The organism is Streptomyces sp. NPDC006872 (assembly GCF_040635845.1).
Taxonomy (GTDB): Bacteria; Actinomycetota; Actinomycetes; order Streptomycetales; family Streptomycetaceae; genus Streptomyces.
Genome location: NZ_JBEYIL010000034.1, coordinates 1 through 24,789 on the forward strand (window position 1 = coordinate 1; position 24,789 = coordinate 24,789).

A 24,789-nucleotide genomic window follows, 5' to 3' on the forward strand; every position below is an offset into this window, starting at 1 on the left:
TGGAAGGAGCGGACGAGGACCTCGTAGAACACGGCGCGTTTGAACCACTCGGGGTCGCGGTCCTTGGCGGGGGTGTCCTCGAAGGTGTCCGGAACAGGTTCGTTGACGCTCATGGTGTGGGTGACCCTCCGATCTGCGGGTGGGACGGTCGCAGGACGGTGAGTACGTGCGCGGGCCGGGTGCCCGGTTCCAGGCGCACGTAGTTGGCCCTGCCCCAGTGGTAGGTCTCGCCGGTGAGCTCGTCGCGCACCGACACCGACTCGTGCCAGTCCAGGCCGAGTTGTGGCATGTTCAACGAGACCGTGGCCTCCTGGGTGTGGTGGGGGTCGAGGTTGACGACCACCACAACCGTGTTCGAACCGCTCGTCCTCGAACTCCTCTTGGAGTAGGCGATCACCGCTTCGTTGTCGGTGGGATGGAAGTGCAGGTCGCGCAGTTGCCGCAGGGCGGGACCGGCCCGCCGGATCGCGTTGAGCTTCGTGATCAGGGGCGCGAGTGTGTCGGGGGTGTCCCAGTCACGGGGTTTGAGCTGGTACTTCTCCGAGTCGAGGTACTCCTCGCTCCCCGGCTTGAGGGGAGCGTTCTCACAGAGTTCGTAGCCGCTGTAGACGCCCCAGGTGGGGGAGAGGGTGGCCGCGAGCACGGCACGGATCGCGAAGGCGGCCGGCCCGCCGTGCTGGAGGTACTCGTGCAGGATGTCGGGGGTGTTGGCGAAGAGGTTGGGCCGCATGTAGGAGGCGGCGTCCCCCGACAGCTCCGTGAGGTACTCCGTCAGTTCCTGCTTCGTGTTGCGCCAGGTGAAGTAGGTGTAGGACTGCTGGAAGCCGATCTGGCCGAGCGTGTGCATCATCGCGGGCCGGGTGAAGGCCTCGGCCAGGAAGACGACGTCCGGGTCGGCGGCGTTGATCTCCCCGATGACCCGCTCCCAGAACACGACCGGCTTGGTGTGCGGGTTGTCGACGCGGAAGATCCGCACCCCGTACGACATCCAGTGCCGCAGCACGCGCAGGGTCTCGGCGACGAGGCCGTCCATGTCGGCGTCGAAGGCGATCGGATAGATGTCCTGGTACTTCTTCGGCGGGTTCTCGGCGTAGGCGATGGTCCCGTCGGGCCGGTGGTGGAACCACTGGGGGTGTTTCTGCACCCAGGGGTGGTCCGGGGAGCACTGCAGGGCGAAGTCGAGGGCGATCTCCAGCCCGAGCTCGCTCGCCCGCTCCACGAACCAGGCGAAGTCCTCGATCGTGCCCAGCTCCGGGTGGACGGCGTCGTGCCCGCCCTCCGGCGAGCCGATCGCCCACGGCACGCCGACGTCGTCGGGACCGGGGTCGAGGGTGTTGTTGCGGCCCTTGCGGAACGTCGTGCCGATGGGGTGGATCGGCGGCAGATAGACGACGTCGAAGCCCATCGCGGCGATCGCGGGCAGTCTGCGCGCTGCGGTGCGGAAGGTGCCGTGCGGGCGCTCGGGGGTGCCCTCGGAGCGGGGGAAGAACTCGTACCAGGCCCCGTACAGGGCGCGTTCCCGCTCGACGAGCAGCGGCAGCGGTTCGGAGGCGGTGACCAGTTCCCGCAGCGGGCGCCGGCCGAGCACGGCGTCGACCTCCGGCGTCAGCGCCGCGGCCAGCCGGGAGACGGGCGGGCGGGTCTCGTCGCGCAGGGCGTCGACCGCGGCCCGCAGCACGACCCGGTCGGGCCCCTTCGGCACCGCCGCGGCCGCCCGTTCGTGGAGACTCGCGCCCTCTTCGAGGACCAGCTCCGTGTCCATCCCCGCGGGGATCTTGATGCGGGCGTGGCGCCGCCAGGTGGAGACCGGATCGCTCCACGCCTCCACGGTGTACGTCCAGCGGCCTGTCGCGTCCGGGGTGACGTCCGCGCCCCAGCGGTCGGTGCCGGGGGCGAGTTCGCGCATCGGCGTCCACGGACCGGGCCTGCCGTGCGGATCTTGCAGGACGACGTTGGCGGCGACGGCGTCGTGCCCCTCCCGGAACACGGTCGCCGAGACCTCGAACGTCTCGCCGACGACCGCCTTGGCGGGCCGGCGCCCCTGCTGGACCAGTGGGCGGACGTCGAGGACGGGTATGCGCCCGACGGTGGAGCTGCCGCCGCCCGAGGAGGATCGCTCCGGGGCGGCCGGCGGATCGGGGGTCGGGGTGATCTTCTCGGCGTGCCCGGCACGCTCGGCGTTCTCGATGCGCTTGCCGCGCTTGCCGTGCTTGCTGTTCTCGATGTGCTCGACGTGCTCGATGTGCTCGGCGTTCTGGGCCTGTTCGGGGCGGGTCGTCGGGGGTGTTGACGGGTGGTGCCTGGCTGGCATGACCGCTCCTGTCCGCATCAACGGGGGGTAGGCGGATGGATGTGGTGGGGAGGGGGTCCTGCGAGGGAGTACCGGAGGAGCCTTCCACCCTATTCGGGTGAGCAATCCGGCACTTTGTTAACTACTCGCGCGTATGTCTACACACAAGACCGGCCCCGTTCGCGGGGAAACGGGGCCGGTTCTGGCGCTCCGTCACCGGAAGGGTGGGACCTGCAGGAGTTTGTTCGGCGAACCGAGCCCCCGGCCGGAGACCTTGCCGTTCGAGGCTCCCGCGACCAACGCCCTCGCGACCTGTGCGGGTGTGGCCCGCGGATGGTCGGCGAGGTGTAACGCGGCCGCGCCCGCCGCGTGCGGCGCCGCCATCGACGTACCGGAGTACGCCACCCGGCCGGTGTCGCTCGCGTACGACGCGGAGGTGATCGACACGCCCGGCGCGAAGAGATCGAGAGCGGAACCGTAGTTGGAGAAGCCCGCCCTGGCGTCCTTGCGGTCGGTGGCCCCGACCGTGATGGCCTCCCGCACATCGGCGGGGGAGTGCAGGGCGGCCGGCTGCCCCAGATTGCCCGCGGCGACGGTGTAGGTGACGCCGCACCGGATGGAGGTGCGCACGGCGGCGTCCAGCGCCGCGTTGTAACCGCCGCCCAGACTGAGGTTGGCGACCGCGGGCTTGTGCGCATGCCGGGTGACCCAGTCGATGCCCGCGATGGCCTGCGCGGTCGTGCCCGCACCGGAGTCGTCGAGCACCCGCACCGCGACCACCTCGGCCTTCTTGGCCACGCCGAGGCTCGCGCCCGCGACGGTGCCGGCGACGTGCGTGCCGTGTCCGTTGCCGTCGGAGGCGATCCGGTCACCGCCGACGAAGTCCCAGCCGTACCTCGCCCGGCCGCCGAAGTCGGCGTGGGTGATCCGGATGCCGGTGTCGATCACGTACACCGTGACGCCGGCGCCCGCCGACTTCGGCCAGCTGTAGCTGCTGTCCAGCGGCCGGCTCGGCTGGTCGACGCGGTCCAGCCCCCAGGACGGCGGGTTCCTCCCGACGACGTCCAGCGTCACACGGGTGTCCTGGACGACCGAGGCCACCTCCGGGTCGGCCGCCAGCCGCCGCGCCTGTCTCTCGTCGGCCTCGACGGCGAACCCGTTGAGCACCGTGCCGTAGGTGTGGCTGATCGTGGCTCCGTACCCTCTGACGAGCCGTCGTCCGGCCTCCGACGACGCCTTCATGTCCCCCTTCAGCGTCACGAGATAGCTTCCGCCGACGGTGCCGGGCAGACCGGCGCCGAGTATCAGCCCGTTCCGTGCGGCGAGCGACTTCCCCTCCGGTGCGGCGTGCGCGGGCAGGGTGACGGCCGACAGCACCACGGTCGCGACGACCGCGGTCAGGCCCCCCGCCCGGCGCAGACGCCGTGTTCGCGTCCCTGCCATGGCTCGAGTTCCCCTCCTCGACTCGGCTACAGCCTCTCGTGCGGGGCGAACTGCCACAAGGTGGCCTGCGAGGGTGAAAGGGTATTTTTTAGGCCTTCCAGTGGCGCACCCGACCTTGCCCGGAAAGCGCCGCGGCAGGCCGCTTCGGCCCGTCCGGCGATCGAGGGGGAGGCCGTTCAGGCCGAAAAGCGGGGGTCCGGGGGCGGCCAGCCCCCAGCGATGCCGACGCCGACGCCGGTACCTTCTACGAAAGACGTGACGCACACCGCCGTGCGTCTCTTCCTCACGCACGCCGAGGTGGAATGTGAAGGCGATCCGTCGATTCACCGTCCGACCCCTCCTCCCCGACCCCCTCCGGCCACTCAGCGACCTGGCCCGCAACCTGCGCTGGTCGTGGCACGCGGAAACCCGCGACCTCTTCCAGTCCGTCGATCCCGAACGCTGGGCCACCGCCGACGGCGACCCGGTGAGACTCCTCGGCAACGTGCGCCCCGCACGCCTCGCCGAACTCGCCGAGGACCGCCGTTTCCTGCGCCGGCTGACCGCCGCCGCCGACGACCTGCACGACTACGTGACCGGCGACCGCTGGTACCAGGCACAGCCCCCCACCGCCGGGCTGCCCGCCGCCGTCGCCTACTTCTCGCCCGAGTTCGGCATCACGGCCGCGCTGCCCCAGTACTCCGGCGGCCTCGGCATCCTCGCCGGCGACCACCTCAAGGCGGCCAGCGACCTGGGTGTGCCGCTGATCGGCGTGGGCCTGCTCTACCGGCACGGCTACTTCCGCCAGTCGCTCTCCCGGGACGGCTGGCAGCAGGAGCACTACCCCGTCCTCGACCCCAACGAGCTGCCGGTGACCCTCCTGAGGGAGGACGACGGCACCCCCGCGCGGGTCTCCCTCGCCCTGCCCGGCGGGAAGTCGCTGCACGCCCGGATCTGGCTGGCCCAGGTCGGCCGCGTCCCGCTCCTCATGCTCGACTCGGACGTCGAGGAGAACGACCTCGGCGAACGCGGGGTGACCGACCGGCTCTACGGCGGCGGCAGCGAGCATCGCCTCCTCCAGGAAATGCTCCTGGGCATAGGAGGTGTCCGGGCGGTGCGGACGTACTGCCGCCTCACCGGCCACGCCCCGCCCGAGGTCTTCCACACCAACGAGGGCCACGCGGGCTTCCTCGGCCTGGAGCGGATCGCCGAACTCGCCGACGCCGGCCTGGACTTCGACCCGGCGCTGGAAGCCGTCCGCGCCGGGACGGTCTTCACCACCCACACCCCCGTCCCGGCCGGCATCGACCGCTTCGACCGCGCGCTCGTCGCCCGGCACTTCGGCCCCGACGCCGAACTGCCGCGCATGGACGTCGACCGCATCCTGCGCCTCGGCATGGAGACGTACCCGGGCGGCGAGCCGAACCTGTTCAACATGGCCGTGATGGGCCTGCGCCTGGCCCAGCGCGCGAACGGCGTGTCGCTGCTGCACGGCCGCGTGAGCAGGGAGATGTTCTCCGGCCTGTGGCCCGGCTTCGACCCCGAGGAGGTGCCGATCACCTCCGTCACCAACGGTGTGCACGCCCCCTCCTGGGTGGCCCCGGAGGTGCTGCGCCTGGGCGCCCGCCAGGTCGGCGCCGAACGCGCCGAGGACGCCCTGAGCGTCGGCGGCTCCGACCGCTGGGACGCCGTCACGGACATCCCCGACCAGGACATCTGGGAGCTGCGCCGCGATCTGCGCGAGCAACTGGTGGTGGAGGTACGGCGGCGGCTGCGCGCGTCCTGGCGGCAGCGGGGCGCGGGCACGGCGGAGCTGGGCTGGATCGACGGCGCCCTGGACCCGGACGTCCTCACCATCGGCTTCGCCCGCCGGGTCCCGTCCTACAAGCGGCTGACGCTGATGCTGCGCGACCGCGACCGACTGACGGAGTTGCTCCTCCACCCGGAGCACCCCATCCAGATCGTGGTGGCGGGCAAGGCGCACCCGGCGGACGACGGCGGCAAACGCCTGGTCCAGGAACTGGTCAGGTTCGCCGACGACGCGCGCGTACGCCATCGCATCGTCTTCCTGCCCGACTACGGCATGGCGATGGCCCAGAAGCTGTACCCCGGCTGCGACATCTGGCTGAACAACCCCCTGCGTCCCCTGGAGGCCTGCGGTACCTCCGGCATGAAGGCGGCGCTCAACGGCTGTCTCAATCTCTCCGTCCTGGACGGCTGGTGGGACGAATGGTTCCAGCCCGACTTCGGCTGGGCGATCCCCACGGCCGACGGCGCCGGCACCGACCCCGACCACCGCGACGACATCGAGGCGGCGGCCCTCTACGACCTCCTGGAACAGCGCATCACCCCCCGCTTCTACGAGCGCGGCCGGTCCGGCCTGCCCGACCGCTGGATCGAGATGGTCCGCCAGACCCTCACCCTCCTCGGCCCGAAGGTGCTGGCGGGCCGCATGGTCCGCGAGTACGTGGAACGCCTCTACACCCCGGCGGCCCACGCCCACCGCACCATGACCCCCGACGTCGCCCGCGATCTCGCCGCCTGGAAGCACCGGGTGCGCGCGGCCTGGCACGCGGTGACGGTCGACCACGTCGAGACCTCGGTCGCGACGACCACCGCCGAACTCGGCACCACCCTCGCCCTGCGCGTCCGCGTGGGCCTCGGCGATCTGGCCCCCGACGACGTCGAGGTCCAGGCGGTCTCCGGCCGGGTCGACGAGGAGGACCACATCACGGACGCGACGACGGTCCCCCTCAAACCGGCAGGCGGCCCCGACCTGGAGGGCCGCTGGTCCTACGAGGGCCCCCTCTCCCTCGACCGCACCGGCCCCTACGGCTACACGGTCCGCATCCTCCCGACCCACCGTCTCCTCGCCTCCGGCGCGGAGCTGGGGGTGGTGGCGGTGCCGCCGGAGGACGTGGTGGAGGGGGCGGGGGTGGTGCTGCGGTAGGGCCGGTTCGGCCGGTTCTTCGGCGCGCGGGCGTTGTGCACCACGGCGCCCGCGCGCTCGCAGGTCGCTCTGCGGTGGGGCGCAAACCCGTGTCCCGCCCGAACCGGGCTGACATAGGCTGAACCGCCCGGCAATCGACGCGCAGAAAGGCCGACGGCAGGTGTCTGACAGACCGTCCGATGAGCACATATCCGGTTCGGCGCAGGGGGATGGAGACGGGGGCGGGGACGGCAAGTCGTCCGGCTCCGGGAGCTCCATATCCGATGCGGAGTGGGCGAAGTTCCTCCAGGACAGTGAGCGTGAGATACCTGCCTCCGCTCCGAAGGAGCCGTCCGCGCGGGCGCGGATGGTGACCGAGCGGCTGCGGCAGCAGGAGGCCCGGGGGGAGGCGCCCGAGGGGTGGCGCACCGGGCCCGCCGGGCAGGATGTGGCCGACAGGGCCGCTCGGAAGCGGCGGCGGCTCTGGGTCTTCCTCGGGCTGCCCCTCGTGGTGGTTCTGGCCGTCGTCGCCATGCGGCCTTCGTTGATTCCCGGAGATCCCTTCGGCGCCGGTGAGCCGGAGGCCGCCGCGTCGCCGCTGCCCGCCGAGACCGCGGCTCCGACCGGCGCGCCCGGTGCGGTGGACGCCGAGAAGCCCACGATCGAGCAGCCGTTCCTCGGCTCACCGGCGTTGCAGTGGGCCGACGGTGCGGCCGGCATCGTTCTGCCTGCGGCCAAGCCCGTCGGATCGCTGTCCAAGGCCCAGGTGGCGCAGGCGCTGGAACTGACCAAAAAGCTTCTGGTCGACGCGAATCTCGACCCCGTCACCCTGCGCGGCGGACGTCCCGAGACCGCGTTCGCGGTGATCGACCCCCGGCAGACGGAACTTGTCGGTCTGCTGAACACCTCACTGAGCAAGCCCGACGAGAAACACGACCCGTTGGCGATGTTCAGCCGTTTCGACCCCGCCGAGGTGCGGCCGGCCGGTGACGTGGTCAAGACCCGGGGACGGATCACGTTCAAGGCGGGTGAGCAGGCCTCCGTCGCCGTGCACGCCGACTACACCTTCGTCTACCCGCTGGTGCAGGCCGCCCAGGGCTCGACCGAGGTCTCCCGCACCATCGTCCGTCGCGTCCTCGACATCGAGCTCTCCGATCCCACGAAGTACCTCGTCACCCCGGGGACGATCACCGTCAGGAACTACGAGGAGGAGGCCGGAAACACCGCCTGCGACGTATATGACGGCTACTTCCACCCCGAGTTCTCGACGGCGGCCGAGGCCGAGCCCACGGGCGCCGCTCCGACCGGGCCGACGAGGGATCCCTACGACCGCAGCCATGAGCTCGGCGCAAACCGCGACCAGGGATGCGGCGTCGTGTCCCGCACCTGACCGGTCGGCGGGCGGTCGACAGCCGAACCTCCCCGTAGGGTCATCCGGTCCGCGTCCTTGCGTCCCGTCCCCTGCTCCCGCCCGGCGTGGAGCCGGGGGAGGCGCACCTCTTCGAGTCTGCGGACGTCCTGGCGATCCTTCGGGCGGTTCAGATGACGCTTCCACATCAGCGTGTTTTCCAGCGTCAGGAATCTGATGTCGTCGACGACCTTCGCGGTCCGGATGAGTTCGTCGACCTCTCCCACCACGGACGGGAACCAGGCGTTCAGGACCTCGATCCGGGTGTCGAAGAAATACAGGGACAGGGCGTCCCCGTGGGGGGCGTGCTTGGGGCCGGGGAGCGACTGGGCCCGGGCCCGGGACATGGCGTGGTCCCAGCCGGATTCCCGCGTGACGATGTCGAGATCGGTGACATGGTCGCGCAGCCCGTGGATGAACAGGGGCGCACTGCCGGCCACGACGAAGTCCTTGTTCGCCAGCTCGAGCGACTTGAGCTCGTCGAAGTGCTCGGTCAGTAGTCGATCCGGCCGCACCGAACACTCGTATACGACGGACGCCCGGCTCCCTGGGTCGGAGATCGGGCGGTCGGAATCCGGGTGTCCGGTGCGCTTCATGCCACTAGCTCCGACCGGAGGAGCTAGGGGAACTGGGGGAGCTGGGTGAACTGAGGGAGCTGGGGGAGCTGGGGGAGCGGGGCGGGGGAATGGCAGCGTCCGCTACCGACGCTCTGATCAACAACGTCCACAGTTGTGCTGTCACGGGATCTCCTGTGAGCCTGGTTGCCGAGCCCTGCTGGGTGACCGACGCCTGGCGCCTTGGTAGGAGGCGCGCCTGATACATCGTCGGGCGACTGCCCACGCTACGTTCCGAAGCCCGACGGAGCCACCCGCGCAGGGCCGAAAGCAAAGAGACGACAAGACCCGCGAACCATGTCATCCGACATAGTTCCGCCGCAGGCCTTGCGTCTAGGCTGGTCGGATCGGGTGGAGTCTCTTTGCCGAGCCCTCGTCCGGTGACCGCGCAGGCAGGCTGCGGGGGTGGTAGCCCGCAGTTTTGCCTGCGTTTGGGGTGCCCCGGCGTCATACGGACGGCGTAGGGGCTTCCACGTCCGCCGCGTCACGGCGTCGACGTCGACCCGTCATCTCCCGTAGCGGGCCACATCGTTCAGGACCCGTGCGCCACCTCGGTCAGCGCCGCCCGGTCCCTCAGCTTCAGCTGGCGGTAGCCGCTCTCCAGCATGCCCGCCTTGCGGAACTCCCGCAGCGCCCTGGCGACGGAGACCGGCGAGGCGGACACCAGCGCGGCCAGCTCGGCCTGGCTCAGGGCCACGTCGAGCACCATGCCGTCCTCCTGCCGGGAGCCCAGCGAATCGGCCAGCGACAGCAGGACGCGGGCCAGCCGCACCCGCACGCTGTAGGTGTGCACCTCGACCCGTGCGACGGTCGCCGAGCGCAGCTTCGCCGTGACCACCCGGAACAGCGCGGCTCCTAGGTCGGGGTGGTCCTCGGCGAGCCGGAAGAAGACCCGGTGGGACACCCGCCAGGCGGTCACGTGACCGGCCGGCGCGACCGTGGCCGACCGCAGGGGTGTCTTCTCCAGCGCGGAGAGCTCTCCGATGACATCCCCCGGGCAGCGGATGGCGAGCAGCGTCTCCTGACCCGACTCCGAGGAGGCGGTCACCTTCGCCAGGCCCGTCCGGATCACCAGCAGGTAGGACGCCGGGTCCCCTTCCCGGAACAGCAGTTCGTCAGGGCCGTACGACACCTGGGTGCCCGCGTCGACGAGCGCCTGGCGCGACTCCCGGGAGAGCTGGCTCAGGTACGAGCCCGCCGGCCAGGTGCGGTCGGCTTTCCATGGCACGGCCTCGGCCTCACCCATGCGTCCTCCCCCTCCACGCAGCCTGATGATGGCAGGCGCCGGGACGAACTGAGAAGGACGAGTGTTCTTCAGGCCAACTCCTGTGCCTGGAAAACAGCTGGGCCGGCGCCTGGAAAACAGCTGGGCCGATGCATGGAAAACAGCTGGGCCGGGCGGCTCGGGCCGCGTTATGCTCCCGCCGATGACGACTCACTCTCTTCACAGATCGGGGGTCCCGTCCGCGCAAGGTGAGTGCTGATGCTCACTCCGACCGCGAACAGGGACGACACCCGCTTTTCCTTCTGGCCGCGCGTGCGCGAGTTCGCCGTGCCGGCCTCCATGATCGAGACGGCGACCGCCCGCCGGCATGCCGGGGACTGGGCGGGGGCGTGCGCCGCCGCACACCTCGACGTCGATCTCGACCTGCGTGCCGTGGCGGCCGCGCACGGACGTGACCTCGCCTCCCGGATCAGAGCCGACCTGCGGCACCTCGCTCCCGACCTGCTGCGCTGGCATCTGCCGCGGGTCGCTCCCGACGGGTTGCTGAGACCGGGGCTGACCGTCGCCCTGGCCCGGTACGACCGCCCCGGGCGGGACGACACCAAGTGGCCGGTGCACCTGGTCGTACGGACCCCGCCCGCCTGGGCCGACGCCGGGCAGCGGATCAGCCTCGCGGTGTGGGACGGCTCCCACGACGGCCATCCGCATCCCCACCCGAAACCCAACCGGCGGTTTCGGCTCGATCTGCACCGTCACCTGTGGGACGCCCGCAGGACGGACGAGCTGCGCGAGCGGGCCGGCACCGCGCCGGACGGGTGTGGCCGTGCCGTCGACCGGTGGGCCGACGAGGCCGAGATCCTGCTGCGGGCCGATGCGACGACCCGGTCCACATCCGTTCTCGTGCGGCTCCGGAAACGGCAGCGGCTCGTCCTCGACGGTGTCGGGGCGTCCACGTTCCGGATCACCGAGCCGCCCCCGCGCGGCGACGGCTCCGCGCTGCCCGTGCTGCCCGACGCGGCCACCTGGGCGCCGCCCGATCTGGAGCTGATCCGGGCCGGCGCCATCGACGTCGACCGGCTGCATCCGCTCGTCGCCTCGGCGCTGGTGCCGGGGCACGAGCCGGCGGCGGCCGGGTCGCTCCGGGCGGACGACCGCGCCGGGCGGCCGCGCCTCGTCGAGTGCCGGGGGGACACGCATCGCATCGGGCTCGTGGACGGGGTCCTCGTCCCGCTCGACCACGAACCCGGCGAGATCCGGCGCGAGGAGCTGCTGGTCGCGCTGACCGGTACGCCCTTGCCCTGTCTGCAGGCCATCGACGACGCCCATCGTCGGCCCGACTGTCTGACCGGGGTCCGGGAACGTCTCGTCCACGGGGACATCGCCGGTGCGCTGGCCGTCGTCGAGGGGCTGCTCGGGGCCGACGCGGTGCTGCGCGACGGCGCTCTGCGGGACGAACTGGAGGCGGCCGCGCGACGGCGGATCACCTACGGGCTGTTCCGCGCCGGGCTGGCCACGCCCGGACCGCGCCGGGTGGGACTGCGGCCGTCCGCCGACCGTCCCCGTGGCCACCGTTCGCACCCGCGCCACACCCTCGGTCGCTGACTTCACTCACTCGTCTCTTCGTCAACCCCAAAGGTGATCACGCATGCCCACACGCACCCCCCTCGCCCCTCTCTCCCAACTCGACGTCGCCGCCGATCTGTTGACCCTGCTCCGCGACTCCACCACCGAACCGCGTCCCGACGTCCAGCTGGAGGCCCTGACCCTCGCCGTGGCCGCCGATCTGCCCGTGCTGCTCTGGGGGGAGCCGGGGATCGGCAAGACCGCTGCTCTCACCCAGCTCGCCGACGCTCTCGACCTGCCGTTGACCACCGTCATCGCCAGCGTGCACGAGCCGTCCGACTTCTCGGGGCTGCCCGTCGTCGGGGACGATCCCGCCGAGCAGGGTGTGCCGATGGCGCCGCCGGACTGGGCGGTACGGCTGGTGCGGGCCGGCCGGGGGCTGCTGTTCCTGGACGAGCTGTCCACCGCGCCGCCCGCCGTGCAGGCCGCGCTGCTGCGGCTGGTCCTCGAACGGCGGATCGGTGCGCTGCGACTGCCGCCCGGCGTACGGATCGTGGCCGCCGCCAACCCCCGGTCCTCGGCCGCCGACGGCTGGGAGCTGAGCCCGCCGCTCGCCAACCGCTTCGTCCATCTTCAGTGGACCCACGACCACGAGGTCGTCGTCCGCGGACTCGGCGGGACCTGGCCCCGGGCCACCCTGCCCCGGCTCGACCCGGAGCGACTGCCGCAGGCCGTGGACTTCGCCCGCCGTGCGGTGTGCGGGCTGCTGGCCGCCCGGCCCACGCTCGTGCACCGGCTGCCCAGCGGCGAGACGCGCCGGGGCGGGGCCTGGCCGTCGCCGCGCAGTTGGGACATGACGTTGAGTCTCGTCGCGTTCGCGACCGCTGCCGGGTCGTCCCGGGAGGTGCTCTCCCTGCTGGTGCGGGGCACGGTCGGGGACGGCCCCGGGCTGGAGCTGCTGGCGAGCCTGGACCGGATGGACCTCCCGGATCCCGAGACGCTGCTCGCCGATCCGGCGGGCGCCGAGCTGCCCGAGCGGGGGGATCTGCGGCAGGCCGTGCTCGACGGGGTGGTGGCGGCCGTCCGCGCCCGTCCGGAGCGGTCCCGTTGGGACGCGGCATGGGCGCTGCTGGTGAAGGCCGTCGAGACCGGGGCCCCGGATCTGGTCGTCGTTCCCGCGACCACCCTCGCCAGTCTGCGCCGGGAGGACTGGGACGTCCCGGACTCGATCGAGAGCCTCGCCGGGGCGGTCGGCCTGTCCCGGCGGGCGGACCGGGCCGCGGCGAGGGTCGCAGACCTGGAGAAGGCCGCCCGATGAGCTCTCACGAGGTGAAGACCTCGCTCGGCGCGAAGACCTCGCTGGACCTCGACCTCGACAAGCTGCTCGCCGCCCGGCTCCAAGCGGCCCGGGCCCGGCCCTACCTGGCGACGGCGCTGTTCGCCCTGCACGTCGTGGAGTCGCGCCGGGTGCCGACCATGGCGGTGGACCGGCACTGGCGCTGCTACGCCTCACCGACGTTCGTGGACCGGACGCCGGTGGAGGAGCTGGCCGGGGTGTGGGTGCACGAGGTGTCGCATCTGCTGCGCGACCACCACGGGCGCAGTGACCGGGTCGCGAGGGAGCGCGGGCTGACCGGGCCGGGGGAGCGGCTGCGGATGAACATCGCCGCGGATCTGGAGATCAACGACGACGCCTACGGCGACGGACTGGCCCGGCCCGAGGGCGTCGTCGTGCCCGAGTCGATGGGGCTGCCCGACGGCAAGCTCATGGAGGAGTACCTGAGCCGGTTCCGGCTCGGGCGGTTCACCGACCGGTTCTCCTGGCTGGACTGCGGCAGCGGCGCCGACGGGCTGGAACGGGACTGGGAGCTGGGGCCCGAGGGCGCTCACGGGCTCAGCGAGCAGGAGCGGGACGCGGTCCGGTTCCGGGTGGCGCAGGGCATCAACGGGCGGCCGGGCAGGGCTTCGAAGCAGTGGCGGCGGTGGGCGGAGGAGGCGTTCCATCCGCCGCAGCCGTGGCGGGAACTGCTGGGCGCGGCGGTCCGCTCGGCGACCTCCGGGCCGGGCGCGGGCGAGGACTACAGCTACGGCCGGCCCGCCCGCCGCTCGGCGAGCGTCCCGGGCGCGGTCCTGCCGAGCCTGCGACGCAGACCGCCCCGGGTCTGCGTGGTCGTCGACACCTCCGGATCGGTCAGCGACGCCGAACTGGGCAGCGCGCTGCTGGAGGTCGCCGCGATCTCCCGGGCCGTGGGCGGCCGACGCGACCTGGTCACCGTGGTGCCGTGCGACGCGTCGGCCCGGATCGCGCATCCGCTGTGCCGCGCGGAGGGTATTCCGCTGGTGGGCGGTGGCGGCACGGATCTGCGCACCGGCTTCGCCAAGGCACTGCGGCTGTCGCCCCGACCGGACGTCGTCGTCATCCTGACCGACGGCCAAACCCCCTGGCCGACCACCCGCCCCCCGTGCCGCACGGTGGTGGGCCTGTTCCCGCGCAGCTCGGATTCCTACGACGAGGACGACCCCGACTACGTGCCGGATGTGCCGCCGGGGTGGGCTCGGGTGGTGGAGCTGGGGTGACGAAGTGAGGGTGTTCTGTGCTGAATTGGCGTGTGATCATATTCACTTCACCTGAGGGAACCGTGTGAATATCTTGTGCTTTTGTTTGGAGATCTTTTAGAACTTGCCCACTTGTGATCGTTTGGGTGGGGGGATTCCGTGCGTCCGGCACGCTCGCTGGTTCTTGCTGTTGTCTTCGTCCTGGCCGTGCTGGCCGGGACCGACCAAGTCGCCTTCGCGGTGGGGCAGTCCGCGGGCGTCGGCTCCGGGGAAGCCCCCGACCAGCGTTGGGGTTCCGCCGCGGGGCGCGGTCACACCGCGTCCGCGCAGGCCACGGACGCCTCCGCGAAGGGCGGCCGCGACGGGGCGCTCACCGGGCGGGGCGAACTCCCGGCCGAGCAGGCCGACGGCGTCACACGCCTGCCCAGCACCGCCCGGACACCCGAGCCCGGACCCGCCGTCGAGGTCGAGGCGCCCGCAACCGTCGCTCCGCAGGGCTTCGACGCCAAGCGCAGCAAGGAGATGGCGGGTGAGCGCTCGGAGCGCGAGCGCACCTATCTCAACCCGGACGGCACCTACACCACCCGCTTCTACACGGAGCCGGTCAACTTCCGTGCGGTGGACGGCAGCTGGAAGCCCATCGACACGACTCTCATACCGCAGGACTCGTCGGGGCCCAGCACGATGAGCGCGGACGAGGAGGGCTGGGAGACCGGTTCGACCGAGGCGCAGATCGAGTTCGCCGGAACGGCCGACGCCGACCCGGTGGTGCGGATGCAGGTCGACGAGGGTGTCTCCGTCGGCTACGGCGTGGACGACGCACACCCCGTGGCCGGGCAGGCCGAGGACAGCACCCTCACCTACGAGAACGCACGCCCTGACTCGGACGTGGAGTTCATCGCGGGCAGCGACTCGGTCAAGGAGACGCTGGTCCTCAAGGACGCCGACGCGCCCACCGAGTGGCGCTTCCCGCTGGAACTGGAAGGTCTCACCGCCCAGCTCGACGGCCACGGCAACGTGGTGTTCGTCGACGCCGCGGGCGCCGTTCGCGCCTGGACCCCGGCCGGCTGGATGCAGGACTCGAACCTCGCCCGCGATTCCAACGAGGGTGTGATCTCCTCCGGCGTCACCTACAGCCTGACGGTGGAGGCCGGCCGTCAGGTCCTGGTCGTCAAGCTCGACAAGGGCTGGCTGTCCGCGCCCGAGCGGGTCTTCCCCGTACGCGTCGACCCGTCGGTGCAGACCGTGGGCGCCACCTCCGGCACGTATGTGGAGTACCCGTACAACACCAACTTCGCCTCGGACACGGTCCTGAAGGTGGGCACGTACGACGGCGGCAGTCACAAGGCGTCGGCGTTCCTGCGCTTCGCGGGGCTCGAGACCACCCTGAAGAACGCGTGGGTGATCAACGCCAACCTCGCGCTGTACAACACCTGGTCGCAGTCGTGCACCGCCCGGCCGGTGACCGTGCACCCGATCACCTCGAACTGGGCCGAGTCCACGACGTCGAAGTGGCCGGGACCCTCGACGGGCGCCTCGCTCGCGTCGAAGAGCTTCGCGCACGGCTGGCGGCCCTCGGGCACGGAGACCTGGTCCTGCGGTGCCGCGTGGGAGACCATCAAGCTCGGCGCCGCCGGCCGCAAGCTGGTCGACGACTGGACGCACGCCCGCAAGAAAAACTACGGCCTCGCCGTGAAGGCGTCGGCCACCGACTCCAAGAGCTGGAAGCAGTTCGGCTCCGACGACTACCCGGGCGGCAAGCCGAGCCTGGACGTCACCTGGACCAAGTACGGTGCCACCTACTCGCTCGGCGACTTCACCGCGCCGGTCACCGCCACCACCGAGGGCGTCGAGAAGGTCACCGTCACCAACCAGGGGCAGGCGACCTGGCCCGCGGGCGGCACCTACAAGCTGCGGTACAACCTGTTCGACGCGGCGGGCAAGGAGATCACCGACAGCGCCAAGATCCGTTGGACGGCGATGCCGCAGGCCATCTCGCCCGGCGAGTCCATCACGCTGGACGCGAAGGTCGCCCCGCTGACACCCGCCACCTACACCGTGCAGTGGACGATGGAGGAAGTCGGTGTCAGCCGTTTCACGGCGGCCGGCGTGCCGGGAGCGGCGGTCAAGCTCTCCGCGGTGAACATCCCGCCGCAGCTCACGGCGGAGTCACCGGGCAGCGGCATCACCGTGAACACCCTCACCCCGACGCTGTGGGCCAAGGGAACCGACGCCGACCGCTATCCGAAGGCCGCCCTTCAGTACTCCTTCGAGGTCTGCGAGGTAGAGGGCAGCAACCTGCGCAAGAACTGCAAGACCGGCACGCGCGGCGACGCACAGCAGTGGGCGGTGCCGTCCGGCTGGCTCTCCTGGGACAAGACGTACGCCTGGTACGGGTACGCCTACGACGGCTCCGCCACGTCCACCCGACCCGGTGCCGCGCTGCTGACCACGCAGGTACCGCAGCCCGCCGTGACCAGCCATCTCGGCGGCGCGGACGAGGGCAAGGAGATCGGCACCCGTGACGGCAACTACGTCACGGCCGCGACCGACGCCGCGCTGACCACCGTGGGCCCCGAGCTGTCGCTCACCCGCACCTACAACTCCCTGGACCCGCGCACCGCCGGGGCGTTCGGCACCGGCTGGTCCACCCGCTGGGACATGCAACTGCGCGAGGAAACGACCACCGCGTCGGTCCTCGTCACCCTGTCCGACGGCTCGCAGGCCAGGTTCGGCAAGAACGCCGACGGCACCTACACCGGCCCGTCCGGCGGTTCGCTCACCCTGGCCCGCCAGTCCACGGACTGGATCCTGCGGGAACGCTCCGGGGCCACCTACCGCTTCCTCGCGAGCGGTGTCCTCACCAAGATCAGCGACCTCGCGGGTCGCAGCCAGAGCATCACGCACGAGACGGCGACCGGCGGTCCGGTGAAGAAGGTGACGGACGACCTGTCGGGCCGCTCCCTTTCGTTCGGCTGGACCGGACAGCACGTCACCACCGTCTCCACCAGTGCCATCGACGCGAACACACCGGGCCTGACCTGGTCGTACGCCTACACCGGCGACCAGCTGACGCGGGTGTGCCCGCCGACGTCGACGACCAAGTGCACGGTGTACGAGTACGCCACCGGCTCGGTCTACCGCAGCGGCGTGCTGGACTCGTCCCCCACGTCCTACTGGCGGCTCGGCGAGGCCGAGGGCTCCGTGGCGGCCAGTGAGGCCGTCTCGCGCACCGGCCTGAACGACGCGGTGCACCGTGACACCCTGCTCGGCGCGGGCTCGGCGATCGCGGGCACGGCGGACACCTCCGCGGGCTTCGACGGCGTCGACTCGGTCGTCGAACTGCCCGCGGACACACTGAAGACGTCCGCCTTCCCGACCATCGAGGTGTGGTTCAAGACCACCACGGCGGCCGGCGTGCTCGTCAGCTTCCAGAACGCCGACGTGGGCGAGAAGCCCACCTCGGCGCTGCCGGTCCTGAACGTCGACGGCGCGGGCAAGCTGCGCGGACGCTTCTACCTGTCCGGTGGCGCGTCCGCCATCCCCATCACCTCTCCGCAGGCGGTCACCGACGGCGCATGGCACCACGCGGTGCTGACGGCCGCAGCCAACACCCAGAGCCTCTACCTGGACGGGGTGAAGCTCGGCTCGATCAGCGGTGTCATCGCGGAGCAGTCCCGTGACTACGCCTTCCTCGGCGCCGGATACGCCAACGGCGGCTGGATGGACATGGCCGCCGCCTGGTACCCGTTCACGGGGCAGCTGGACGAAGTGGCCTTCTACGACCACACCCTGGACCCCGCGACCGTCGCCGAGCACTACGCCGCACGGGCCGCCGTCGGCCAGTTGACGAAGGTCACGCTGCCGTCCGGCCGACTGCACGCCACGGCGACGTACGACACCGTCAGCGGCCGGCTCACCGAGCACACCGACGACAACGGCGGCACCTGGAAGGTGTCCGCGCCCGCCTACTCGACCACCTCCTCGTCCTACGCGGACACCATCCAGCGCAGCGGCCCGACCGGCTACTGGCGCCTGGGCGAGCGCGGCGGCGCCGAAGCCGTCAGCCCGCTGGGCGAGGACCTGGCCGGCAGTTACCTGGACGGGACGCGGCTCGGCAGCGCGGGCGTCTTCTCCGACGGCGACGACACCGCGGCGAGCTTCACCGGCGACGGCGCGGTCGAGATGCCGGTGGAGTCGCTGGGCGCCAACACGGCGATGTCTCTCGAACTCTGGTTCAAGACCGCAGGCCCAGGTGTGCTGGTCAGCAACCAGGACGCCGACCTCGGCGACACCCCGACCGGCTGGCGGCCCATGCTGCTGATCGACGCCGCCGGCAAGCTGCGCGGCAGACTCTCGGGCACCGGAAGCAGTCTGCTGTCGAAGGAGACCCTCACCGACGACACCTGGCACCACGTCCTGCTCACCGGCAACGTGGGCATGCAGGCGCTGTTCGTGGACGGCGACCTCCAGGCGACCACGTCCACCGGCGTTCCGGCGGACCGCTACTCCCACGTGTTCGTCGGCGGCGGCTACTCGGCGAGCGGCTGGGACGGCCAGGCCTCGGACTACCGCAACTTCACCGGCCAGATCGACGAAGTCGCCTTCTACGACAAGCCGCTGGTCACGTTCGCGCAGACCTCGGGCGTATGGAAGTACGTTCCGGTGGCCGCGGGCCAGACGGACGCCCCCAACCAGCACATCCAGGCCCGCCGCAGCCTGGTCGCCGGGCGCGGCGACCAGTACGACGGCGTGGCGCTCGCCGACGCCCCGGCCGCCTACTGGCGTCTCGGCGAGGACGAAGGAACCGCGCTGGGCAGCGAGGTCGGCGGTCCCGGCATGAACGCGACCTTCCGCCCGGACACCGGCGCCGCCTCGCAGCTCGACCAGACCGGCGTGTTCGGAGCGGGCGACGACCGAGCCGTGAAGCTCGGCGGCGGCGGTGCCGTGCAGCTCCCCGCGTCGACCCTGGCGGGCACCGCGGACATGTCCGCGGAGCTGTGGTTCCGCACCACGACCGCCTCGGGAGTCCTGCTCGCCTTCCAGAGCGCGGCGGTCGGCCAGACACCCACCTCCGCGCTCCCGGTCCTGAACGTCGACGGCGCGGGCAAGCTGCGCGGACGGTTCTACCTGACCGGCGGGGTGTCCGCCACACCCATCACCTCGCCCGGCGCGGTCACCGACGGCGCATGGCACCACGTCGTACTGACCGCGGCCGGCACCACCCAGAGCCTCTACCTGGACGGCGTGAAGCTCGGCTCGATCGACGGCGCGGTCGCCGACCAGACCCGCGCCTACGCCTACCTCGGCGGCGGCTACGCCAATGGCGGCTGGATGGACCTGCCCGCCGCCACCTACTACTTCAACGGCCAGCTCGACGAAGCGGCCCTCTACCGGGGCACGCTGACGGCCGACCAGGTCTCCGCCCACTACCGCGCCCAGGCCGAGGCCGCCGACTCCGGCCTGACCTCCACCGTGAAGGTCACCGACCCGCAGCAGCGCACCAGCACCACCAGCTACGACGCCCTGCACGGCCAGCGCGTCCTCGCGGCGAAGGACGCCACCGGCGCGGTCACCTCGTACGCCTACGACATGGCCGGCAACCTCCACACCGTCACCGACCCCAACGGCCACGCCACGGTCACCGGCCACGACGCGCGCGGCAACGTCGTGTCGGGCACGACCTGCCGGGACGCCGACTCGTGCTGGACGAGCTTCTCCTCGTACTACCTCAACGCGAGCGACCCGCTCGACCCGCGCAACGACAAGCCGCTGACCGTCGGCGACCAGCGCTCGACCGACTACAAGGACACCCGGTACCGCACCCAGTACGCCTACAGCACGCTGGGCCTGCCCACGACCGTGACCCGCCCGGACGCCTCGGCCGCGACGACGACGTACACGGCGGGCACCGAGGCCGCCGTAGGCGGTGGCACGGCTCCGGCGGGCCTGGTACTGACCCGGACCACACCGGGCGGCGCGAAGACGTCATACCGCTACTACGCGGGCGGCGACCTCGCCGAAGTCACCTCGCCCTCAGGGCTGGTGACGTCGTACACCTACGACGGACTCGGCAGGAAGACCGCCGAGAAGCAGGTCTCCGACACCTTCCCGACCGGCGTGAGCACCACCTACGCCTACGACGCCGCCTCGCATGTCGTCACCGAGACCGGCGCCGGCGTGCAGAACGAGATCACTCAGGTCACCCACACGGCCGTGATCAGCCGCGCCTACGACGAGGACGGCAACCTGCTGTCGGAGTCGACGAAGGACACCACCGGCGGCGACCCGGAACGTGCCGCCACCTACCACTACGACGCCCACGGCCTCAACGACAGCGCCACCGACGCCGAGCAGAACACCACACAGTACGAACACGACGAACTGGGCCGGGCCGTCGGCATGACCGACGCCGCGGGCACCCACTTCAGCTACACCTACACAGCCCGCGGCCAGCACGCCACGACCGTCCTCGACGACTGGACGGGCGACCCGTCCGGCAGCACTCGCGACCTGACGGTGGTCTCGAACGCCTACGACCCGGCCGGCCGCCTGGCGTCCACGACGGACGCCATGGGCGCCACGACCGCGTACACCTACTACGACGACGGCCTCGCGGCCACCACCACCGCCAAGCAGGTCACCCAGTCCGACGGCACCCGGCACGACATCGTGCTGGAGTCCGACACCTTCGATCCGGCGGGCAACCTCACCAAGCAGGTCACCGGCGGTGGCGTCACCACCCGGACGTTCACGGTGGACGCCCTGGGCCGCACCCTCACCAGCGCCCTGGACCCGTCCGGCCTGAACCGCACCGCCACCTACACCTACGACGGCGACGACCGCGTCAAGGAACAGACGCAGACGATCTCCGGCACCAAGAAGCTCGCCACGACCTCCGAGTACGACGCGGCGGGCAACGTCACCAAGCAGACCGTCACCGACGGCACCAGCACCCACATCACCACCGGCACCTACGACGACCGCGGCCTGCCCCTGACCTCGGTCAGCCCGCGCGGCAACGTCACGGGCGCCGACCCGGCCGCGTACACCACCACCTACCGCTACGACGGGCTGGGCCGCCCAGTGCAGCAGACCGCCCCGGCCGTGCAGACCGAGGAGAACGGTGCGGCAGCCACCACGGCCAAGCCGACCACCCTCACCGGATACAACACCTTCGGCGAGGCCACCCACGCGCGGGACGCCCGCGGCAGGACGACCCGCACCGAGGTCGACCGCCTCGGCCGCACCACCGCCGTCACCCTGCCCGACTACACCCCGCCGGGTGCCTCGACCGCTCTGACGGCGACAGCGCGCACCACTTACACGGCGCTCGGTCTTCCGCAGACGGCGACGGATCCGCTGGGCCGCGTCACCCGCTACGCCTACGACCAGTTCGGTCAGTTGACCGCCCAGACGGACCCGGCGGCCGACGCCGCGGCGGCGGTGTCGGCGGAAACCGACTCGGACCTGCTCAACCCCGAGAGCGCGGACGGCGGCGGAGTCACCCGCACCACCTGGACCCCCACCGGCCTCCAGCTCTCGGTCACCGACCCGATGGGCGCACGCACCGAAGCCACGTACGACGAACTGGGCAGGCAGCTGACGGCGACCACCGTCGAGCGCTACCCGAGCAACGCCAACCTGGTCAGCCGCTACACCTGGGACGACGCGAGCAACCAGACCGCGTCGACGACCCCGGCGGGCATCAGCACGAGAAGCACCTACAACCCGGCCGGCGAGCCGAGGACGATCACGGACCCGGCCGGTACGACCAAGCTCGACTACGACGGCCTGGGCCGCCGGACCGAGACCACGGACGCGACCAACCGCCGCACGACCACGGCCTACGACGCCCTCGGCGACGTCACCGCGACGAGCGACTACGGCACCGGCACGACCGCGCTGCGCACAGCCGCTGCCGAGTACGACGTCGAAGGCCACCGCACGGCGGCGGTCTCCGCGCGGACGCAGGCTCGTACGACCTACGCCTACGACGCCCTGGGCCGGATGACGACCCAGGTGGAGCCCGTGTCCGCGACGACGTCGATCACGACGTCACTCGGCTACGACGCGGCGGGCAACCTCACCCGGCTGACGGACGGCCGCGGCAACAAGACCGTCTACACGTTCAACAGCCTGGGCCTGCCCGAGTCGACGATCGAGCCGTCCACCACCGCCCACCCGAACACGGCCGACCGCACCTGGACGACCGTGTACGACAAGGCAGGCCAGGCGGTCACGGAACTCCTGCCGGGCGGGGTGAAGCGTGAGCGCACATACGACGGCCTGGGCCGCCTGACGAAGGAGACGGGCACGGGCGCGGAGGCTTCGACGGCGACCCGCACGCTGGGTTACGACCTGACCGGCCGCCTGACGGCGATCGGAACGGCGGACGGTCTCACCCGCAACACCTACACCTACAACGACCAGGGCGCGCTGCTGACCGCCGAAGGCCCGGGCGGCACCTCCGCGTACGCGTACAACGCCGACGGCAGCATGACGCAACGCACCACCACGGCGGGCACCACCGACTACACCTACGACGCCGCCGGCCGCATCGACACCGTCCGGGACTCGATCACCGGCAACAACCTGCTGTACGACTTCGACGCGGCGGGCCGCCCGAGCGTGGAGCAGTACGCCACCGGCCAGACCGTCACCGCCAAGCGCACCTACGGCTACGACGACCTGGGCCGCCTGGCCACGGACGCCGTCACCTCGGCGAACGGCACGACGACCGCCGCCTCGACGACGTACGGCTACGACCTGGACGACAACCTGACGTCGAAGACGACGACGGGCACGGCAGGCGCGGGCACCAACACCTACGCCTACGACTACGCGAACCGCATGACGTCCTGGACGAAGGACGGCACGGCGACGACGTCCTACGAGTGGGACGCGGCAGGCAACCGCACCAAGGCCGGCTCCGCGACGGCGACCTTCGACGCCCGCAACCGTCAACTGACGGACGGCACGACGACGTACACGTACACGGCACGCGGCACCCAGTCCTCGGTCACCACGGGCAGCGGACCGGCCGCCCGTTCCCTGACCTTCGACGCCTTCGAGCGAAAGATCACCGACGGCGCGACAACCTATTCGTACGACTCCCTGGACCGAGTCCAGACCCACGGCTCGACGACGTTCACCTACGACGGAGGCTCCAACAACCTCGCAGGCGACGGCACAACGGCCTACAACCGCACACCTGCGGGCTCTGTGCTCTCCCTCTCCACGGGCACCACCAAGCAGTGGGCCCTGACCGACCAGCACACGGACCTGGTCGCAGGCCTGACGCCAGACGGCACATCGGTGACCGGCTCGACGACCTACGACCCCTTCGGCAAGGAAACCGCAACGGCCGGCTCCACCCCGGCAATCGGCTACCAGTCCGGCTGGACGGACCCGACGAACGGCGACGTCAACATGGCGGCCCGCTGGTACCAGCCGGGGACGGGGGCGTTCGGGTCACGGGATACGTGGCAGCTGGATCCGATGCCGTCCGGGCGAAGTAACCGCTACTTGTACGGCGGTGGCAGCCCGCTACTGCGTACAGACCCCAGTGGACACAACTGGAACCTCAACGACTACTTCAACGCGGCCATGACTGTGATCCGGCCGAGTGCCTTGGGGGTCTTCTACACCGCTTTCAGCGGGGGCAGCGACAGCATCGGCGACGACTGCTGGGGAATGCCGTGCTACCTCACCTACTCGCACGAGTCGACCCGCGAATTGTTCTGCGACAGTCACCCTTGGACGGCGCAGTGCGGTGGCAGTGGGAGGTCCGCCTACAGCAGTGGTGGGGGCGGGTCGATATCGAGGGGCGGCGGGGGACACCACGGCGGCGGCTCCACCTCTGTCAACGAGCGCTGCAACGGCACATGCACGACCCACCCGACGACGCCCCCGAAGCCGCCGATCGACCAGAACCCCAACAACGGCCCCAACCCCACTACCGCACCCACTCGTCCCGCACCGGTGCCGGATTGGACGGACGCGATCTGGGCTGCCGGACAGGGAGTCAGCGGCACGGTCACGGCACAAGCGATGGTGGACCTCGCTGGGATTGCTGCATTCATTCCGCTCGAAGCCCTGGCTTCGAATGCGCTTCTCTCCGATGGGCATGGGACAGGGGCAGACAGTCGTACACGAGGGGACTGCCGTCTCGGCGGTGAGGGCTGGGTTGAGCTTGGCGATCTCGACAGCACGAACGGCAACCGGGCCACAGGTGTGGAGGCGTGCCTGGACAGCGACTACCTTGCCGGGCACAAGGGAAGCAAAACCGATACGAGCAAGCTCTCCCCAGCTGGCTATCAATGGGGCAAGGCGTACGCGGGGTACCTCGGCCTCAGCCCCAGAATGTCGATCAACGCCTGCCATCTGCTCGGTGACGCCCTCAGCGGATCGGGAACGGATCTGCGGAATTTGGCAACGTGCTCACGCCAGGCGAATTACGCAGTCAGGGGTGACGGGCGCATCGAGGACCACATGTACTCCTACGAGGGCCAGGTGAAGAACGCCATCGACAGCGGGCAAGTGGTGCACTACACGGTGACGCCCCGCTACGCGGGTTCAAGGACCGTTCCGGTGTCCTTCGAAATCACGGCCCGGGGTACTATGCCCGACGGTTCCCCTGGTATTTCCTTCAGTCAGCCCGTCCCGAACTCGATCTACAGTCCGCGGCGGGGCATGAAGAACCTCGGCACGGTCACGGATAGTCGCACCGGCGTTGCCGTGCCGACCGGCTCCATGCCGTAACAACCTTCGAGAGGTGAT

Annotated in this window: 10 protein-coding genes; 6 read left to right on the forward strand and 4 right to left on the reverse strand. The window is 71.0% G+C overall.

Features of this window, described 5'->3' with window-relative positions:
• Positions 1-109: 109 nt before the first annotated feature.
• Both ABZ725_RS50100 and ABZ725_RS50105 read right to left on the reverse strand, forming a co-directional pair.
• Complete coding sequence (locus ABZ725_RS50100; protein ID WP_358809054.1) at positions 110-2,311, reverse strand: alpha-1,4-glucan--maltose-1-phosphate maltosyltransferase; 2,202 nt, start codon at positions 2,309-2,311, stop codon at positions 110-112.
• Positions 2,312-2,503: 192 nt separating this feature from the next.
• On the reverse strand, positions 2,504-3,733 hold the full coding sequence (locus ABZ725_RS50105; RefSeq protein ID WP_358809055.1) for a S8 family peptidase: 1,230 nt from the start codon (positions 3,731-3,733) through the stop codon (positions 2,504-2,506).
• Between the two features lie 304 nt (positions 3,734-4,037).
• Here ABZ725_RS50105 and ABZ725_RS50110 point away from each other — a divergent pair, with 304 nt between their 5' ends.
• Both ABZ725_RS50110 and ABZ725_RS50115 read left to right on the forward strand, forming a co-directional pair.
• A complete protein-coding gene (locus ABZ725_RS50110; RefSeq protein WP_358809056.1) occupies positions 4,038-6,662 on the forward strand; it encodes a glycosyltransferase family 1 protein in 2,625 nt (874 codons plus the stop codon).
• Between the two features lie 160 nt (positions 6,663-6,822).
• Positions 6,823-8,031 (forward strand): hypothetical protein, encoded by a 1,209-nt coding sequence (locus ABZ725_RS50115; RefSeq protein WP_358809057.1) that lies wholly within the window; start codon positions 6,823-6,825, stop codon positions 8,029-8,031.
• On the opposite strand, the gene ABZ725_RS50120 is transcribed toward ABZ725_RS50115, so the two are convergent.
• Together ABZ725_RS50120 and ABZ725_RS50125 are read right to left on the reverse strand one after the other, a co-directional pair.
• Complete coding sequence (locus ABZ725_RS50120; RefSeq protein ID WP_358809058.1) at positions 7,965-8,645, reverse strand: hypothetical protein; 681 nt, start codon at positions 8,643-8,645, stop codon at positions 7,965-7,967. The two genes, ABZ725_RS50115 and ABZ725_RS50120, sit on opposite strands and share 67 nt — an antisense overlap.
• A 550-nt stretch (positions 8,646-9,195) precedes the next feature.
• On the reverse strand, positions 9,196-9,909 hold the full coding sequence (locus ABZ725_RS50125; protein ID WP_358809059.1) for a Crp/Fnr family transcriptional regulator: 714 nt from the start codon (positions 9,907-9,909) through the stop codon (positions 9,196-9,198).
• Between the two features lie 237 nt (positions 9,910-10,146).
• On the opposite strand from ABZ725_RS50125, the gene ABZ725_RS50130 reads away from it, so the two are divergent.
• The 4 genes from ABZ725_RS50130 to ABZ725_RS50145 all read left to right on the forward strand — a co-directional run bounded on the left by ABZ725_RS50130 (position 10,147) and on the right by ABZ725_RS50145 (position 24,771).
• Positions 10,147-11,490 carry a hypothetical protein gene (locus ABZ725_RS50130; RefSeq protein WP_358809060.1) on the forward strand — a complete coding sequence of 448 codons (1,344 nt, stop codon included), beginning with the start codon at positions 10,147-10,149 and terminating at the stop codon, positions 11,488-11,490.
• A gap of 43 nt (positions 11,491-11,533) precedes the next feature.
• Positions 11,534-12,769, forward strand: coding sequence for a MoxR family ATPase (locus tag ABZ725_RS50135; protein ID WP_358809061.1), 1,236 nt, complete (start codon positions 11,534-11,536; stop codon positions 12,767-12,769).
• Positions 12,766-14,028, forward strand: coding sequence for a VWA-like domain-containing protein (locus ABZ725_RS50140; protein ID WP_358809062.1), 1,263 nt, complete (start codon positions 12,766-12,768; stop codon positions 14,026-14,028). Before ABZ725_RS50135 ends, ABZ725_RS50140 begins: the two co-directional genes overlap by 4 nt.
• A 138-nt stretch (positions 14,029-14,166) precedes the next feature.
• Entirely contained in the window at positions 14,167-24,771 is a 10,605-nt protein-coding gene (locus tag ABZ725_RS50145) for a LamG-like jellyroll fold domain-containing protein (protein ID WP_358809063.1), read from the forward strand.
• Positions 24,772-24,789: the final 18 nt, after the last annotated feature.

What these genes read in the sequence shown, in the direction of transcription:
- ABZ725_RS50130 (WP_358809060.1), top strand. Translation starts at nt 10,147, where the DNA reads ATGCTCACTCCGACCGCGAACAGGGACGACACCCGCTTTTCCTTCTGG.
- ABZ725_RS50125 (WP_358809059.1), bottom strand. Translation starts at nt 9,909, where the DNA reads ATGGGTGAGGCCGAGGCCGTGCCATGGAAAGCCGACCGCACCTGGCCG.
- ABZ725_RS50100 (WP_358809054.1), bottom strand. Translation starts at nt 2,311, where the DNA reads ATGCCAGCCAGGCACCACCCGTCAACACCCCCGACGACCCGCCCCGAA.
- ABZ725_RS50135 (WP_358809061.1), top strand. Translation starts at nt 11,534, where the DNA reads ATGCCCACACGCACCCCCCTCGCCCCTCTCTCCCAACTCGACGTCGCC.
- ABZ725_RS50120 (WP_358809058.1), bottom strand. Translation starts at nt 8,645, where the DNA reads ATGAAGCGCACCGGACACCCGGATTCCGACCGCCCGATCTCCGACCCA.
- ABZ725_RS50105 (WP_358809055.1), bottom strand. Translation starts at nt 3,733, where the DNA reads ATGGCAGGGACGCGAACACGGCGTCTGCGCCGGGCGGGGGGCCTGACC.
- ABZ725_RS50140 (WP_358809062.1), top strand. Translation starts at nt 12,766, where the DNA reads ATGAGCTCTCACGAGGTGAAGACCTCGCTCGGCGCGAAGACCTCGCTG.